Origin of the sequence: Burkholderia sp. MSh2, assembly GCF_000731655.1 — a bacterium.
Lineage (GTDB): Bacteria > Pseudomonadota > Gammaproteobacteria > Burkholderiales > Burkholderiaceae > Burkholderia > Burkholderia paludis.
Genome location: NZ_JPGM01000026.1, coordinates 26,030 through 41,209, shown reverse-complemented (window position 1 = coordinate 41,209; position 15,180 = coordinate 26,030). Strand labels below are relative to the sequence as shown.

The window sequence follows — 15,180 nt, the reverse complement described above, 5'->3', positions numbered from 1 at the left end:
TCGCACCCGGTTCGCCGTTCACAACCCTTCACAACCACAAGAGCGAGACCACGATGAAACAACAGACCCTGGCCGGCCTGCTGGCCGGCACGACCCTGCTCGGCGCGCTGGCCGGATGCGGCGGCGGCGACAGCGGCACGCCGTCGTCGTCGAACGGCGACAACGGCAACGTGACGACGACGCTGAGCGGCACCGTCGCGACCGGCGCACCGCTCGGCAACGTGACCGTCACGGCCTACGACGCGAGCGGCAGCCAGTGCGGCTCGGCCGTGTCCGCGGCGGACGGCACCTACGTGATGCGCAACATCCACTGCTCGTCGCCGTTCCTGATCGAGGCGCAGACGGCCGACGGCCTGCTCGTGTCGCCGTACGTCGGCTCGGGCATCGCGGCGAACATGAACGTGACGCCGCTGACGACGGGCATCTTCTTCGGCACGATCGCCGCGAGCGGCGTCACGAAGACGCTGACCGATTCGCTGCAGACGCTCGACGCGGCGCAGCTCAAGGGCTACTACGCGAACATCACCGCCGACCTGAACACGATGTTCCCGCCGTCCGCGTACGGCGTCGACTGGTCGAGCATCGATCCGGTCGCGACGCCGTTCCAGGCGAACCACCAGCTCGTCGACGCGGTGCTCGACAACCTCGGGCTGATCCGCCCGACGGCGGCCAATCCGTCCGTCACCTACGTGAACACGCGCACCAGCCAGACGTTCTCGACGACGCCGTCGGGCAGCGGCGGCGCCGCGTCCGTCGGCAGCGTGGGCGCCCAGGCGCCGCTCGCATCGTCGGTGGCGGCGGCGAACACGACGGTCGGCTATCTCGACTTCAACTACCAGCAGCCGCTCGCGTCGACGACGAACCTGAGCGGCTCGATCCTCGATTCCGGCTCGTCGGGCGGCGGGATCGCGGGCACGGTGTCGTTCGGCAGTCCGCAGGTTTCGTCGGCGTTCACGAGCGTCGGCGGCAACTACACGTGGGGCGCGAAAATCGCGGCGGCGAGCGGGTTCGATGCGAGCGCAACCGATTTCAACCTGCCGGCCGTCGCGATGCTGTGCCAGTCGCTGCCGGGGCAGGGCACGGGGCCGTCGAACCTGAAGTCGACCGACGTGCTGGTGCCCGCCAACGCGGTGCCGGTGACGCAGGCGTCCGACCTGATCGGCGTGTCGTTCACGCGCTACTACGAGGATTGCCTGCAGGGCGGCACGAGCCCCGCGACGACGACCGGCAACTACCTGTCGTTCGACGGGCAGGGCGGCGCGACCTTCGTCGTCGCGAACGGCGGCTCGGCGTCGCAGACGGTCACGGTGCCGGCCGCGCAGGTGACGGGCGCGCTGACGGGCACGCCGCTCGTGTCGCTCGGCGGGCAGCCGGGCAGTACCGTGCTGTCGGCGTACCGTTACCAGACCGCGTACGGGCTGACGCGCTACGTGCTGGTCGAGCGCGGCGGCGCGGGGGCGTCGTCGGCGTATGTGGGGATCTGGTTGCAGTAACGGGGGGCGGGGCCGGCCGGGCCCGTCTCGGCCCGTCTCGCCGCAGTGCGGCCCGGTCGGGAGAGCGGGCCGCGACGTCGCCGGTTACGCGCGCTTGCGCGCCGGTCGCGGGGCGGGCACGGGCAGCGGCGGCGGCGCTTCGTCGGCCTGCGCACACAGCCGGTCGAGCATCCGCTGCGCGGTGCCCGCGCAATCCTCGCTCGGCGGCTTGTTCACGATTTCGTCGATCAGTGCCTCGAGATGCTGCCGGTTCTGCGCGAGGCGCTGTTCGAGCAGCGCGATTTCGTCGACCTTGTGCCGCAGCGAGGCCAGCAGTTCGTCGCGCGGCCACGCGCCGAGATCGGGCGGCAGCACCGCGCGGATTTCGTCGAGCGCGAAGCCCGCGCGCTGCGCGCGGTCGATGATCGCGAGCCGCGTCAGCGCTTCCGATCCGTATTCGCGGTAGCCGTTTGCCTGCCGGCGGGCCGGTTCGAGCAGGCCGCTCGCTTCGTAGAAGCGGATGCGCGACGCCGCGATGCCGCTGGCGCGGGCCAGTTCGCCGATTTTCATGGGGGACTCCAAAGGGGCTTGACCTTGAAGTTGACTTTAAAGTTATCGTGGGCCATCGTCAATCGAGGGAGCCCACCATGCACCTGTTTACGCCTCTGACACTGCCCAACGGGGCGGTGATCCCGAACCGTCTGGCCAAGGCCGCGATGGAAGAAAACATGGCCGATGCGGATCATGCGCCGTCCGACACGCTGCTGCGCCTCTACCAGGCGTGGGCCGACGGCCAGGTCGGGCTGATCCTGACCGGCAACGTGATGGTGGACGGCCGCGCGATGACGGGGCCGAACGGCGTCGTGCTCGAGAGCGACGCGCATCTCGACCGCTTCCGCCGCTGGGCGGAGGTCGCCCGCTCGGGCGGCGCGCACGTGTGGATGCAGATCAATCACCCGGGGCGCCAGATGCAGGCCGCGCTCGGCCAGACGACGCTCGCGCCGTCGGCCGTGCCGCTCGCGCTCGGGGCGCTGTCGAAGCAATTCCCGGTGCCCAGGGAGATGTCGGAAGCCGATATCGCCGACGTGCGGGAACGCTTCGTGCGCGCCGCGCAGCTCGCGGAACGCAGCGGCTTCACCGGCGTGGAGATCCACGCGGCGCACGGCTATCTGCTGAGCCAGTTCCTGTCGCCGTTGACGAACCGCCGGCTGGACCGCTGGGGCGGCAGCATCGAGAATCGCGCGCGCCTGCTGCTCGACATCGTGAAGGCGGTGCGCGCGACGGTGTCGCCGGCGTTCGCCGTCGCGGTCAAGCTGAACTCGGCCGATTTCCAGCGCGGCGGCTTCAGCGCGGACGATGCGAAGCGCGTGGTCGAGCTGCTGAATCCGCTCGGCGTCGATCTCGTCGAACTGTCGGGCGGCAGCTATGAAGTGCCGGCGATGCAGGGCGAGGCGCGCGACGGGCGCACGCTGGCGCGCGAAGCGTACTTCCTCGAATTCGCGCGCGACATCGCGGCCGTTGCGCGGATGCCGCTGATGGTCACGGGCGGCATCCGCCGCCGCGCGGTTGCCGAGCAGGTGGTCGACAGCGGCGTGGCGATGGTCGGCATCGCGACCGCGCTGTCGATCGAGCCGAACCTGCCGCGCGACTGGCGGGCCGGCAAGGACAGCGCGCCGGCGCTGGTGCCGATCCGCTGGAAGAACAAGGCGCTGGGCGCGCTGGCGAACATGGCCGTCGTCAAGTTCCAGCTCGCGCGGCTCGGCGAGGGCCGGCGCACCCATCCCGAGGTGTCGCCGCTGCGCGCGCTGGTCACGCAGCAACTGGCCGCGCAGTGCCAGACGCGCCGCTACCGCAAATGGATGGCGGCCCGCGCCGCGGGCCCGCGCGCCTGACGCGCGCAGGTGGGGCCGCATCGACCGCTGAGCACGGAGCGCGCCCGTCACCCGGCGGGCCGCTCCGAAGTTCAATTCTTTCGTATTACTTTCTGAAATATCCGGTCTGCTTACTGCATGATTCAGGCGCCTGAGCGCGATTTCAGCGTGGCATAATCTTCCACCTCCATCGCACTCCATCCTCGTCGCGCGTCATGCACGTCGCCCGTTTCCGCAAGCCCGGCAGCCTCATCGGATTGATCGCAATCCTGATGATGGCGCTCGCCCCGGCGGTCTCGCAGATGATGGCGTCGCGTCACCGGCTCGTCGATGCGCTGGCCGTCTACTGCACGGCGAGCGTCGACGAGGCGGTGGTCGCGCACGGCGACGGCAAGCCCGCGCATGGCGCGAAGGCGCACTGGCAAGCGTGTCCCTATTGCAGCTTCGTGGCCCACGCCGCCGCGCTGCCGGGCCATCCCGTCGCGTTCGCCGTGCCGCGCCCGGACGCGCAGCGGCCGGTCGTGTCGGCTTCGATCCCGGCGCGCTTCCGCGTCGTCCATACCGTCGCGCAATCGCGCGCGCCCCCGCGTTCTCCCGCGTTCGTCTGAGCTTTCAGCCTGACTCGCCGCCGCTTCGCCACCGAAGCGGGCGGCCGTTCGTCGCACACCTGCGCGACGACATCGAACGACAACCGGAGAACACAACATGCCCCGTATTACCGATCGGCGTGCGCTTCGCGCATGCGCCGCGCTGCTGGCCGTCACCAGCCTGTCCCACGCTTCCTTCGCGAACGCGCACGCCGTGGTCGGCGACCGCGTGTTTCCCGCCACGCTGACCGTCGACGATCCCGGCGTCGGCGACGAATTCGACACGCAGTTCGGGCACATCAAGTCGCCGGACGACAACGGCAACAACATGAACGTCAATACCGTGTCGTACGAGTGGGACAAGCTGATCACGAAGAACCTCGCGTTCAGCGTCGCCAGCCAGTACGTGTCGCAGAACGACCCGAACGGCGGCTCCGCGAAGGGGTGGGACAACGTCACGCTCGGCGTGAAGTACCTCGTCTACACCAACGCCGCGCACGAGTTCATGGCGTCGGTCGGCCTCGAAACCGAGATCGGCGGCACCGGCGCGAAATCGATCGCGAATGCGTACTCGACCTTCACGCCGACGGTTTATTTCGGCAAGGGCTTCGGCGATCTGCCCACGTCGCTCGGTTACCTGCGTCCGTTCGCGATCACCGCGGAACTCGGCCCGAACCTGACCACCGCGTCGTCCGACCAGGGCCCGAACTCGTTCGGCTGGGGCCTGACGCTGCAGTACAGCATCCCGTACCTGCAACAGCAGGTGAAGAACCTCGGGCTGCCGCAACCGTTCAGCAACATGATCTTCGTCGTCGAGGCGCCGATGAGCACCTGCACGGCGGGCGCCTGCTCGGGCCAGACGACCGGCACGATCAATCCCGGTGTACTGTGGCTCAACCGCTACGGACAATTCGGCGTCGAGGCGCAGATTCCGGTCAACCGCGCGACGGGCAACCATGTCGGCGTGATCTTCGACGCGCACCTGTATTTCGACGACCTCTTCCCGGGTTCGCTCGGCAAGCCGCTGTTCTGATCCAAGGAGACTCCGCATGACCATCAACACCACCGCGCTGCGCGCCGCCGCCGCCGCGCTGCTGCTCGCCGGCGCGCAGCTCGCCCACGCACACGCGTATCCGACCCACCAGGCGCCGTCCGCGGGCGAAACCGTGTCCGGGTCGCCGAAGACCGTCGCGATCGATTTCGACGACGGGCTCGAGCCCGCGTTCAGCTCGATCGCCGTGACCGACGCGCAGGGCCATGCCGTCACGAGCGGCAAGGCCGAGGTCGACGCGTCGAACAAGAAGCACATGTCCGTCGCGCTGAACCCGCTGACGCCGGGTGTCTACACGGTCGCGTGGGTCGCCGTCGCGGCCGACGGCCATCGCACCCAGGGCCACTACGCGTTCACGGTGAAGTGACGGTGGACGCGCTCGTCGACGCGCAGATCGCGCTGGCGGCCGTGCAGGACATCCTGTTCGCCGTCGCCACCGGCCTGTTCGCATGCGGCGCGATCGACCGGCGCACCGGGTTGTTCGACCACCGAGCGCTGCGCATCGCGCGCACGGCGCTCGCCGCCGCGCTCGCGCTGTCGGCGTTCGGCTACCTGTGGCTGCAGGCCGCCGTGATGAGCGGCTCGACGCTCGGCGAAGCCGGGCCCGCCGTCGCGGCCGTGCTCACGCAATCGCACTTCGGCCTTGCGTGGAGCATCGGCTGTGCCGGCGCGCTGCTCGTCGCGGCCAGCGCGGCCGCGCGCGGGCGCGATCTCGTGCCGTGCGTCGCGGGGCTGCTGCTGTGGGCCGCCGGCAAGGCCGCCGCGAGCCACGCCGCCGATTCCGGCGACTTCTCGTGGCGCGAGGCCGTCCACCTGACGCACGTGCTCGCGACGGCGCTGTGGGCCGGCAGCGTGATCGCGGCCGCGGCCCTGCTGCTGCGCGCGGTGCGCGGCGCGCACGGCCCGGACGAACAGCGCGCCGCGTTCTGCTCGGCGCTCTCGTACGTCGCGACAGGCGCGCTCGTCGTCGTGCTCGCCACCGGCGGCTACAACGTGCTGCAGGATACGGCGCACACCGGCGCGCCGCTGCTCGGGCTGGCCTGGGGCCGCGTGCTCGCGGTCAAGCTCGCATGCGTCGCGTTCGCGACGCTGCTCGGCGGCTGGAACCGGCTGGTCGTGCTGCCCGCGCTGCACATGCGGGCCGAACGGCACGATCCCGGCTATCCCGCCGCGCAGCGCCGCTTCGACGCGGCGCTCTGCATCGAGGCCGTCGTCATGCTCGCGATACTCGCGCTCGCCGCGGTGCTCGGCCATACCGCGCCGACGGTCGGCCCGTCCTGATGCCGCCTCCGCCGCCTCAACCATCGAGGGCCCGCGTGCGGGCCCGCTTCATCCCCCCCAGTCCGATCGAGGATCGACGATGAACATCACGAAATACACTTTCTCCGCGCTCGCCGTGCTGACCGCCGGCGCGCTGTCTTCGCTCGCACATGCCGCGCCGGCCCAGTCGGTTACCGTCTCCGACTGCTGGATTCGCAGCATGCCCGGCAAGCTGCCGTCCGGCGGCTACTTCAACCTGAAGAACAGCAGCGCCAACCCGATCGACCTGACGGACGTCGACAGCGACGCGTTCGGCATGGCGATGCTGCACCAGACGCAATCGAACGGCAGCACGTCGAACATGGTGATGGTCGACAAGGCGACCGTGCCGGCCAACGGCACGCTGTCGTTCGCGCCGGGCGGCTATCACGTGATGCTCGAGCAGCCGAAGCATCCGCTGAAGGTCGGCACGACCGTGCCGCTCACGCTGACGTTCGGCGACGGCGAGAAGATCACCGCGCAGTGCGCGGTGAAGGCGCCGGGCACGATGGCGAAGTAAGCGCGGCAGGGCAGGCGTGCGGGCCCGCACGCCGCCGCGCCTGCGTGTCGCCGCCTGCTTCCCGCCTGCCTGCCTCATGTCCACCCTTCGTCCTCCTCCCGCCCGCTGCGTGCCTCAACGCTCATCCCGAAAATACGCGTAGCCTCTCGCGGTCAAATCCCCGCTTCGATCGATCCGTCGCCGGGCCGTCGGCGCCGGCTCTCACGCCGCGGCTGCCCTCGGGGCACATATAATGAGAACGATTGTCATTTTGTTCCTGTCGTGTCCCCCGCCATGCGTCTCTCGAATCTCACCCAACACACACCGGCCCTGGTCGACCATGTCGACGACGCCCGGCCCGACGACCCCATCGCCCAGCGCCTGCGCGATCTCGGCTTCGTGCGCGGCGAGCCGGTGCGCGTCGTGGCGCGCGGGCCGTGGGGCGCCGATCCGCTGCTGATCCAGGTCGGCTCGACCCGCTTCGCGCTGCGCCGCGCCGAGGCGGAACGCGTCAGCGTGAGCGTGCAGGAGGGCGGCCAGTCATGAGCGTCACGGCACTGCGCATCGCGCTGGTAGGCAACCCCAACTGCGGCAAGACCGCGCTGTTCAACCAGCTGACCGGCGGCCGCCAGAAGGTCGCGAACTACGCCGGCGTCACCGTCGAGCGCAAGGTGGGGCGTTTTGTCGCACCGTCGGGCCGGCAGGTGCAGGTGCTCGACCTGCCCGGCGCGTACAGCTTCGATTCGGCGAGCCCCGACGAGCGCATCACGCGCGACGTGCTGCTCGGCCGTCATCCGGGCGAGGCGCCGCCCGACCTCGTGGTGTGCGTGGCGGATGCGACCAACCTGCGCCTGCACCTGCGTTTCGTGCTGGAAGTGCAGCGTCTCGGCCGCCCGGTCGTGCTGGCGCTGAACATGATGGATGCGGCCGAACGCCGCGGCATCCGGATCGACGTCGACGTGCTGGCGCGCGAGCTGGGCGTGCAGATCGTGCAGACGGTGGCCGTGCGGCGCGGCGGCGCGAGCAGCCTCGTCGAGGTGCTCGACCGCGCGGTCGCGCCGCCGGCCGGTCAGGCCGAAGCCGCCGCACAGGCGCCCACGGACGATCCCGACGCGATCCACGCCCGCGTGCGCGCGCTGCTCGCCGCGGCCGTCGTGATGCCGCGCGCCACCGACGTGCGCGACGACCGGATCGACCGCTGGGCGCTGCACCCGGTGCTCGGGCTCGTGATCCTCGCCGGCGTGATGTTCCTGGTGTTCCAGGCCGTGTATTCGATCGGCAAGCCGATCACCGACGCGATCGGCGACGGCTTCGGGTGGCTCGGCGCGCTGGCCGGCGCCCATCTGCCGGACGGGCCGCTGCGCGGCCTCGTCACCGACGGGCTGATCGGCGGGCTCGGCACCGTGCTCGGCTTCCTGCCGGAAATCCTGGTGCTGTTCCTGTTCATCCTGGTGCTGGAAGAGTCGGGCTACCTGCCGCGCGCGGCGTTCCTGCTCGACCGGATGATGGTGTCGGTCGGGCTCACCGGGCGCTCGTTCATTCCGCTGCTGTCGAGCTTCGCGTGCGCGATTCCCGGCGTGCTCGGCACCCGCAGCATCACCGACCCGCGCGACCGGCTGGCGACCATCCTCGTCGCGCCGCTGATGACGTGCTCGGCGCGCCTGCCGGTGTACGCGCTGCTGATCGGCGCGTTCATTCCGTCGCAGCGCGTGCTCGGCGTCTTCAACCTGCAGGGCGTCGTGCTGTTCGTGCTGTACGCGGCGGGCATCGGCGGCGCGATGCTGGTGGGCTGGATCATGAAGAAGCTGCGCGGACCGCAGGGCGAGCACGCGCTGCTGATGGAGCTGCCGTCGTATCGCCTGCCGCGCCTGCGCGACGTGGCGATCGGCCTGTGGGAGCGCGGCTCGATCTTCATGAAGCGGCTGACCGGCGTGATTCTCGCGCTCACCGTGCTGATGTGGTTCATCTCGACGTTCCCGTCGCCGCCGGCCGGCGCGGTCGGCCCCGCGATCGACTACACGTTCGCCGGCTACATGGGGCGCGGCCTGCAGTACGTGTTCGCGCCGCTCGGCTTCAACTGGCAGATCAGCCTGTCGCTGATCCCCGCGTTCGCCGCGCGCGAAACGGCCGTCGCGGCGCTCGCGACGGTCTACGCGGTGAGCGGCGGCGACGCCGACATCGCGAGCGTCGGCCACGCGCTCGCCGCCAACTTCTCGCTCGCGAGCGCACTGTCGCTGCTGGCCTGGTTCGCGTTCGCGCCGCAATGCATGTCGACGCTCGCGGTGATCCGCCGCGAGACGGGCTCCTGGCGCAACGTCGCGATCTCGTTCTGCTACATGTTCGCGATGGCGTACGCCGCGTCGTTCGTCACCTACCAGATCGCGCGGGCGCTGACGTGAGCGCGGCCCTGGTCTGGCAATACGCGGCGATCGCGCTGCTGGTCGCCGCCAGCGTGCTCTTCATGTTCCGCAAGCTCGCGCCGGCACTCGCGGCGCGCGGCCAGCTCGCCGCCGCGCTCGCGTTGTCGCGGCCGGGCCGGCCGCGCGCGCTGCGCTGGCTCGGCGCGCGCCTGATGCCGGGCGCGGCCGCGGGCGCCGGCTGCGGCGACGGCTGCAGCACCTGCGGCGCGTGCGGCACCGACGGCGCGCCCGCGCCGTCGGACGAACAGCCGCTCAGGTTTCATTCGCGCGCCGGAGACTGACCGGCGCGACGACGGGCGCGATATCCCGGCCGGTTTGCGGCCCGATCGCGGCCGGGCCATCGCAGGCGTCGCCGCGCGCAGGCGGCACGGCCCGCGTCTACCATTTGAAGGTCTGCCACCGGTACGAATCGTCGAGCGATTCGATGACGAGGCGCTCGACCGGCACGGGCTTGACCGACCCGCACCACTCGGACGGGTCCGCGCCGTGCCGCACGCCTTCCGCGACCAGCGACTCGCGCGCGTCGTCCTCGATCCGCGCCCGGCGCCAGAGCACCTGGTCCTGCAGCAGTTTCGTCGCGTCGATGCCGAACCGCACGAGGCCGCCGCCGGCCTGGCGCGTCTCCCACATCGTCAGTGCGATGCGATCGCCGTTCTTCGGATCGATCGCGCGCCGGTTCGCCGATTTCTCCCAGTAGGGATTGCGCGAGAACCACGCGACGGGTTTTGCGTCGGGCGCCACGTCGAGCGCCTTCGGCTGGATGATTTCACTCATGATGATCGACTCGAAATGCATCATGACGGTGTAATGCCACGCCATCGTAGCCATGCTGGATCTACCTCTTCGATCGGATACGGGCCGATGCCCATGACGCGGACGGCTGCGTCCTTGCGCGCCGGCCTGCGGGCATCGGCTGCCGGAACCCGGCATTCATGAAACCGCGGCCCTGACGGGGCGCGGGATGCGATGCGGCGGGCGCGTCCGGTGCCGGTCGCGGACGACGATGCGCGGGCGTGCGGATCGCCCGGCTCGCGACGCGGCGCCGGATGCGCGGCGTCAGGCCGGCGGCGCGCGCGCGTGCCGGCAGGCACGGATCGAAGGGAGGACGGGCGTTGCGGCCGGCGCCGGCGTCGCGCCGGCGGGACGCACGAGCCGACGGACGAGTACGAGCGACGCGGCCGCGCCGACGAGCGCGATCGACAGCACCGCGCTGAACGGGCAGACGGGCGGGGCCGACGGCGCATCGTGTCGCGGCGTGCCGCGGGTATCGGGCCGCGCGGCGGCGGGCGCGGCGCGCGCGCCGGCGCGGGAGGCGTCGCCGGTAGCCGGGTAGCCGGTCAGCGTCAGCACGGACACGACGAGCGGGCCGTGCCCGCTGCACAGCGTCAGGACGAACGGGTCCGCGTCCGGTCGCGGATCCGCCATGAACCCCGCCGGAATCAGCGCGCGCAGCGCGAACGCGAGCGCCAGCAGGAGCGTGACGCCCGCCGGGACGCCGCGCCGTGCGTGTGCCGTTCCGCGCTTCATGACGGCGCGATCACGGCCGGCGAACGCGCCCGCCGCGCGCAGCGCGCGGCGGAGCCGGGATGACGGGATGCCCGTTCATCGTGCCTGCCCCGTTCAGAAGCGGTAGTTCAGCAGCAGTTCGAGCCGACGGTCGTTGCCGAGCAGGTACTGCGTCTGGTTGTAGTACGCCGATTCCACGAAGCGGCGATTGAACACGTTGTAGGCCCGCGCGGTGACCGTCGTGTCCTTGCGCGGCTTCCACTTGAGCCCGAGGTCGACCGTCGTATACGCCGGCATCGTGAGCTGGTTCGCCGTATCGGCGAAGCGCTTGCCGACGTACTTCACGCCCACGATGCCCGTCCAGTCCGGCGCGAAGCGCCAGCTCACCCACAGGTTCGCGAGCCGCTGCGGCACCGACACCGGCACGTTGCCCGCGCGCGAGACCGTCGTGCCGCCGGACGCCTGCTGGAAGTCGTCGTATTTCGCGCGCAGCACCGACACGTTCGCGTCGACGCGCCAGTCCCTCGCGATCTCCGCGCCGACCGTCGCCTCGAGCCCGCGCGACGATTGCTGGCCGACCTGGATCGACTGGTTCGGGTTCGCGGGGTCGGCCGTCAGCAGGTTGTCCTTCACGATCCGGTACGCGGCCAGCGTCCACTCGGCCTTGCCGTCGAGGAACGACTGCTTCACGCCGATCTCGATCTGCCGGCCGGTCGCGAGCGTGAAGTTCGCCTTCGACGCGTTCAGCGACAGCAGCGAGCTGATCGGGTCGGCCGCGACCGAATACTGGCCGTACACGGCGAGGCCCGGCTGCACGTCGTACACGGTGCCGATGCGCCAGCTCGTGTTCGCGAACACCTTCGTGAACGCGCCGCCGTTGACGAGATCGTCGCGGTTCACGCTCGCGTGGTCGTAGCGCAGCCCGCCGATCACCGACCAGCGCGGCGTGATCGCGAGCCGGTTCTCGGCGAACACCGCGTACTGGTTCGACTGGCTGCGGTACTTCGGGTAGGTGCCGGCCGCGTTGATGAAGCTGCCCGGATCGAAGTCGATCGGATCGACGACCGAGGTGCCCGAGTACGGCGAATTGTTGTCGTGCTGGAACGTCGTATGGTTGAACTCGAAGCCCGCCGAGAACGTGTTGCGCATCCCGAGCAGCGCGCTGCTCACGGTGGCGGTGGTCACGTTGCCGTACTGTTCCTGGTCGTGAAAGATCTCCGTGTAGCTGCTGCGCTGGATCTGCCCGCTCGACGGCAGGTACGTGTAGTACTCGGCGTCCTTCCAGTGGCGGTTGCTCTTCATCCGGTACAGCGTGCTCGTCACGTTCAGGCTGTCGCTCGGCTGCCAGTTCGCCGACACCGTCGTCCAGCTGTCGCGGAACGCGATGTCGCTGTCGCCGACGTTGTAGTTCTTCTTGTACAGCGCCGGATCGAGCGCGCCGTTCACGAGCGGCACGCCGAAATACTGCATCGGATGCTGGAAGCCCTGGGCGTACGACGCCGTCACGTACAGGTCGGGCGTCACGTCGTAGCGCAGCGCGCCGGAAATCGACAGGTCGCGCGAATTGCCGCGGTCGACCCAGTTCGACGAGCGGTTGCCGCTGACGTCGAAGCGGTACGACAGCTTGTCGTTGATCGCGCCGCCGCTGCCGAACGCGATGCGCGCCGTGCGCTCCGTGCCGCCGCCGACCTGCAGCTCGTTCTCGATCGGGCCGCGCGTCGGCTTCTTCGGCACGATGTTCACGACGCCGCCGATCGCGCCTTCGCCGTAGATCACCGACGCCGGGCCGCGCAGCACGTCGATGTGGTCGACCGACCACGTGTCGAACGGAAAGGTCACGCCGATCGCGCCGTACGGGCGCACGCCGTCGTAGAGCTGGGTGACCGACGACGCGCCGACGAAGCCGCGCGCGCCGAGCTCCGAGCCGCCGTTGCCGGGGTGCGGCGATTCGCTGATGCCGGCGGCGCGGCTCACCGCGTCGACGATCGAGCTGTCGCCGCGCGTGTCGAGTGTCCGGCGGTCGATCTGCTCGACGCTGGCGGGCGTTTCGAGCGACGACAGCCCGAGCCGGCTGCCGGTGTCGAGCGGCTGCGTGAGCGGCGTCGCTTTCTGGGCGTTGACGCGGATCGGCGCCAGCGTGGCGCCGGTACTGCCCGCGTCGCTTTCCTGTGCCTGCCCGGCCGGTGCGAAGGCGGCGAGAACGGCGGCGGGCAGTATCAATCTGAACTTCATGTTTCGGTTTCCTTGGAATCGGTGTAAATGGCCGGTCGGCCTGGCGGCCGCGCGCCGCGCGCCGGCCGCCGCATCAGAACGCGTACCGCATGCCGGCGAAGACGCTGCGCCCTTCGCCCGGGTAGAAGATCGCGGTGTTCGCGGTGCGCGCATTCGCGACCGTGCTGATGTCGCTGACGTAGCGCTTGTTGGTCAGGTTGCGCGCGTCGACGAACAGCGACAGCCCGTTGTGGAAGTCGTAGCCGGCCTGCAGCCCGAGCAGCGCGTAGCTCGGCACGCGCAGCGTGTTCGCGTCGTCGGCCCACGCGCCCGACGGCACCCAGTCGAGCGTCGCCGCGATGTGGAAGCCGCTCGGGCGTGCATAGCCGAGCGTCGCGCGCAGCACGTTGAGCGGCACGCCCGCGATCCGGTTGTTGCCGTACTGCGGATCGTTCTTGAAGCGGAAGTCGTTCAGGTTCCAGATGCCCGACAGCGTGATCTTGTCGCCCACGCCGCGCCCGGTGACGTTGCGCAGCAGCTCGACCGTCGCGCCGGCCTCGATCCCCTGCAGCACCGTCTTGTTCGCGTTGAACGTCGACGCCGGGACGTCCGGGTTGGTCGTGTACTGCAGCAGCTGGTCGCGCACGAGCGAGCGGTACGCGGTCACGTCCCAGCTCACGCGCTCGCGCGAGCCGCGCGTGCCGAACTCGAGCGTCCACGCGTGCTGCGCCGCGAGCGGCGTGAAGCGCGTCGTGCCCGAGAAGGTCTGCGTGAGGTCGGTGAAGTCGGGCACGTCCTGGCTGCGCGTGATGTCGACATAGGCCTGCGTGCTCGCGTCCGGCTGCCACAGCAGCCCGAGCTTCGGGTTGACGCCGCTGTAGCTCGCGTTCGTCGACTTGTAGTTCGCGTCGCCCGGCAGCCCGCCGTAGTCGATGTACTCGCGCACCGAGTGCAGCGCCTTCACGCCGGTCATCAGCGCGACGGTCGGCAGGAAGAACAGCCGGTTCTCGACGTATGCCTCGTAGTTGAACGCCGTCTGCGTCGAGTCGAGCGTTTGCGCGCCCTTGTCGCCGTTGACGTTGACGTACTGGTTCGCCTGCGTGCGCCCGCCGAAGAAGCGCGCGCCGACGATCAGGTCGTTGCGCATCCCGCCGAGCGTGAGGTGCCCCGTATAGCGCGGCGCGAAGCCGTAGGTCCAGCCGTCCTGGTCGAGCGCCTGGAAGATCGGGTGATACAGGCTCTTGTGGATCGCCCACGTGTCGAACTGCAGCTCGCCCGAATCGAGCTTCACCGTCGTGCGGTTCGCGATCCGCTCGGTGCGCGTGTTGCGCGCCTGGTCGCCCGACACCGCGCTCGGCGCGGCCTTGGTCGGATTGTTCAGCGCGTCGGACAGCGACAGCGTACCCGGCAGCAGCTGGTCGACCACGTACACGCCGACGTAGAAGCGCGTCTCGACCGTCGGGCTGAACCGGTAGCCGACGTTCGCGTTGAACTGCTCGTACTGGCCTTTCTCGTGATCGCGATAGCCGTCCGCGTGGTTCACGCTGAAATTCGCGAGGAAGTCGAGCGGGCCGAGCACGCGCGAGACCTGCGCGCTCGTGCGCACCGTGCCGTAGCTGCCGCCTTCCACGCGCACGATGTTAGGCGCGTCGGCCGTATAGGCCGTCGGCGTGATGAAGTCGATCGCGCCGCCTAGCGTCGACGAGCCGTACGCGAGGCCGTTGCCGCCCTTGTAGACCTGCACGGCCTGCAGCGCGAGCGGATCGATCTGGTAGTAGTCGCCGCTGCCGTCGGCGAGGTTGGTCGGGATGCCGTCCTGCAGGATCTCCAGGCCGCGCGTGTGGTAGGCGCGCGCAATGCCCGAGCCGCGGATCGACAGCCGCAGTTCCTGGCCGTAGCGGTTCTCGACGAACACGCCGGGCACGTCCTTCAGCACGTCGCGCAGCGTGAACGCGTAGGTATTCCGGTAGCTGTCGGCGTCGACGAAGCCGACCGAGCCGACCGTCTGCTCGAGCGTGCGCTTCAGGTCGCCGGTCGATTTCGACGTCAGCGAGTCGGTCGTGCGGGTTGCGTTGACCGTGATCGCGGGCAGCGCCGATGCCGGCGTGGCAGCGGGCGTGTCGGCCGGCGCGGCGGCGGCTTGCGCGCAGGCGGCCGATGCGAACAGGACGGAGATCGCGCCGGACAGTGCGGCGGCAATGCGAGTCGAGGGAAACATGTCGTTGTACGTATGGTTATGGTGAGTGTGAAACGGCGACGATGTG

15 protein-coding genes are annotated in these 15,180 nt (G+C 70.1%); 10 read left to right on the top strand and 5 right to left on the bottom strand.

Annotated elements, in window-relative coordinates:
* Positions 1–53 precede the first annotated feature (53 nt).
* Complete coding sequence (locus tag GQ57_RS17320; protein ID WP_034198511.1) at positions 54–1,493, top strand: carboxypeptidase-like regulatory domain-containing protein; 1,440 nt, start codon at positions 54–56, stop codon at positions 1,491–1,493.
* 84 nt (positions 1,494–1,577) lie between these two features.
* On the opposite strand, the gene GQ57_RS17315 is transcribed toward GQ57_RS17320, so the two are convergent.
* Positions 1,578–2,042 carry a MerR family transcriptional regulator gene (locus GQ57_RS17315; RefSeq protein ID WP_031402521.1) on the bottom strand — a complete coding sequence of 155 codons (465 nt, stop codon included), beginning with the start codon at positions 2,040–2,042 and terminating at the stop codon, positions 1,578–1,580.
* A 77-nt stretch (positions 2,043–2,119) separates the two neighbouring features.
* On the opposite strand from GQ57_RS17315, the gene GQ57_RS17310 reads away from it, so the two are divergent.
* The 9 genes from GQ57_RS17310 to GQ57_RS17270 all read left to right on the top strand — a co-directional run bounded on the left by GQ57_RS17310 (position 2,120) and on the right by GQ57_RS17270 (position 9,480).
* Complete coding sequence (locus GQ57_RS17310; protein WP_034198510.1) at positions 2,120–3,364, top strand: NADH:flavin oxidoreductase/NADH oxidase family protein; 1,245 nt, start codon at positions 2,120–2,122, stop codon at positions 3,362–3,364.
* Between the two features lie 194 nt (positions 3,365–3,558).
* Positions 3,559–3,951 (top strand): DUF2946 domain-containing protein, encoded by a 393-nt coding sequence (locus GQ57_RS17305; protein WP_031402523.1) that lies wholly within the window; start codon positions 3,559–3,561, stop codon positions 3,949–3,951.
* A gap of 97 nt (positions 3,952–4,048) precedes the next feature.
* Positions 4,049–4,963 (top strand): hypothetical protein, encoded by a 915-nt coding sequence (locus GQ57_RS17300; RefSeq protein ID WP_031402524.1) that lies wholly within the window; start codon positions 4,049–4,051, stop codon positions 4,961–4,963.
* 16 nt (positions 4,964–4,979) lie between these two features.
* Complete coding sequence (locus GQ57_RS17295; protein WP_031402525.1) at positions 4,980–5,348, top strand: copper resistance CopC family protein; 369 nt, start codon at positions 4,980–4,982, stop codon at positions 5,346–5,348.
* A gap of 2 nt (positions 5,349–5,350) precedes the next feature.
* Positions 5,351–6,262 (top strand): CopD family protein, encoded by a 912-nt coding sequence (locus GQ57_RS17290; protein WP_152603286.1) that lies wholly within the window; start codon positions 5,351–5,353, stop codon positions 6,260–6,262.
* Positions 6,263–6,341: 79 nt separating this feature from the next.
* The gene (locus tag GQ57_RS17285; protein ID WP_031402527.1) at positions 6,342–6,800 is read left to right on the top strand and encodes a copper chaperone PCu(A)C; all 459 of its coding nucleotides are present in this window, start codon (positions 6,342–6,344) and stop codon (positions 6,798–6,800) included.
* Positions 6,801–7,073: 273 nt separating this feature from the next.
* The gene (locus GQ57_RS17280; RefSeq protein ID WP_031402528.1) at positions 7,074–7,325 is read left to right on the top strand and encodes a FeoA family protein; all 252 of its coding nucleotides are present in this window, start codon (positions 7,074–7,076) and stop codon (positions 7,323–7,325) included.
* Entirely contained in the window at positions 7,322–9,178 is a 1,857-nt protein-coding gene (feoB, locus tag GQ57_RS17275; protein WP_034198509.1) for a ferrous iron transporter B, read from the top strand. The genes GQ57_RS17280 and feoB overlap by 4 nt, the downstream gene beginning before the upstream one ends.
* On the top strand, positions 9,175–9,480 hold the full coding sequence (locus GQ57_RS17270; RefSeq protein ID WP_031402530.1) for a DUF6587 family protein: 306 nt from the start codon (positions 9,175–9,177) through the stop codon (positions 9,478–9,480). Before feoB ends, GQ57_RS17270 begins: the two co-directional genes overlap by 4 nt.
* A gap of 97 nt (positions 9,481–9,577) precedes the next feature.
* Here the strand turns inward: GQ57_RS17270 and GQ57_RS17265 are convergent, their stop codons facing one another.
* The 4 genes from GQ57_RS17265 to GQ57_RS17250 all read right to left on the bottom strand — a co-directional run bounded on the left by GQ57_RS17265 (position 9,578) and on the right by GQ57_RS17250 (position 15,134).
* Positions 9,578–9,973, bottom strand: a complete 396-nt coding sequence (locus tag GQ57_RS17265) for a hypothetical protein (protein ID WP_152601923.1) — start codon at positions 9,971–9,973, stop codon at positions 9,578–9,580.
* Positions 9,974–10,255: 282 nt separating this feature from the next.
* A complete protein-coding gene (locus tag GQ57_RS17260) occupies positions 10,256–10,726 on the bottom strand; it encodes a hypothetical protein (protein ID WP_034198508.1) in 471 nt (156 codons plus the stop codon).
* 93 nt (positions 10,727–10,819) lie between these two features.
* A complete protein-coding gene (locus tag GQ57_RS17255) occupies positions 10,820–12,937 on the bottom strand; it encodes a TonB-dependent receptor (protein ID WP_034198507.1) in 2,118 nt (705 codons plus the stop codon).
* Positions 12,938–13,010: 73 nt separating this feature from the next.
* On the bottom strand, positions 13,011–15,134 hold the full coding sequence (locus GQ57_RS17250) for a TonB-dependent receptor family protein (protein ID WP_034198506.1): 2,124 nt from the start codon (positions 15,132–15,134) through the stop codon (positions 13,011–13,013).
* Positions 15,135–15,180 lie beyond the last annotated feature (46 nt).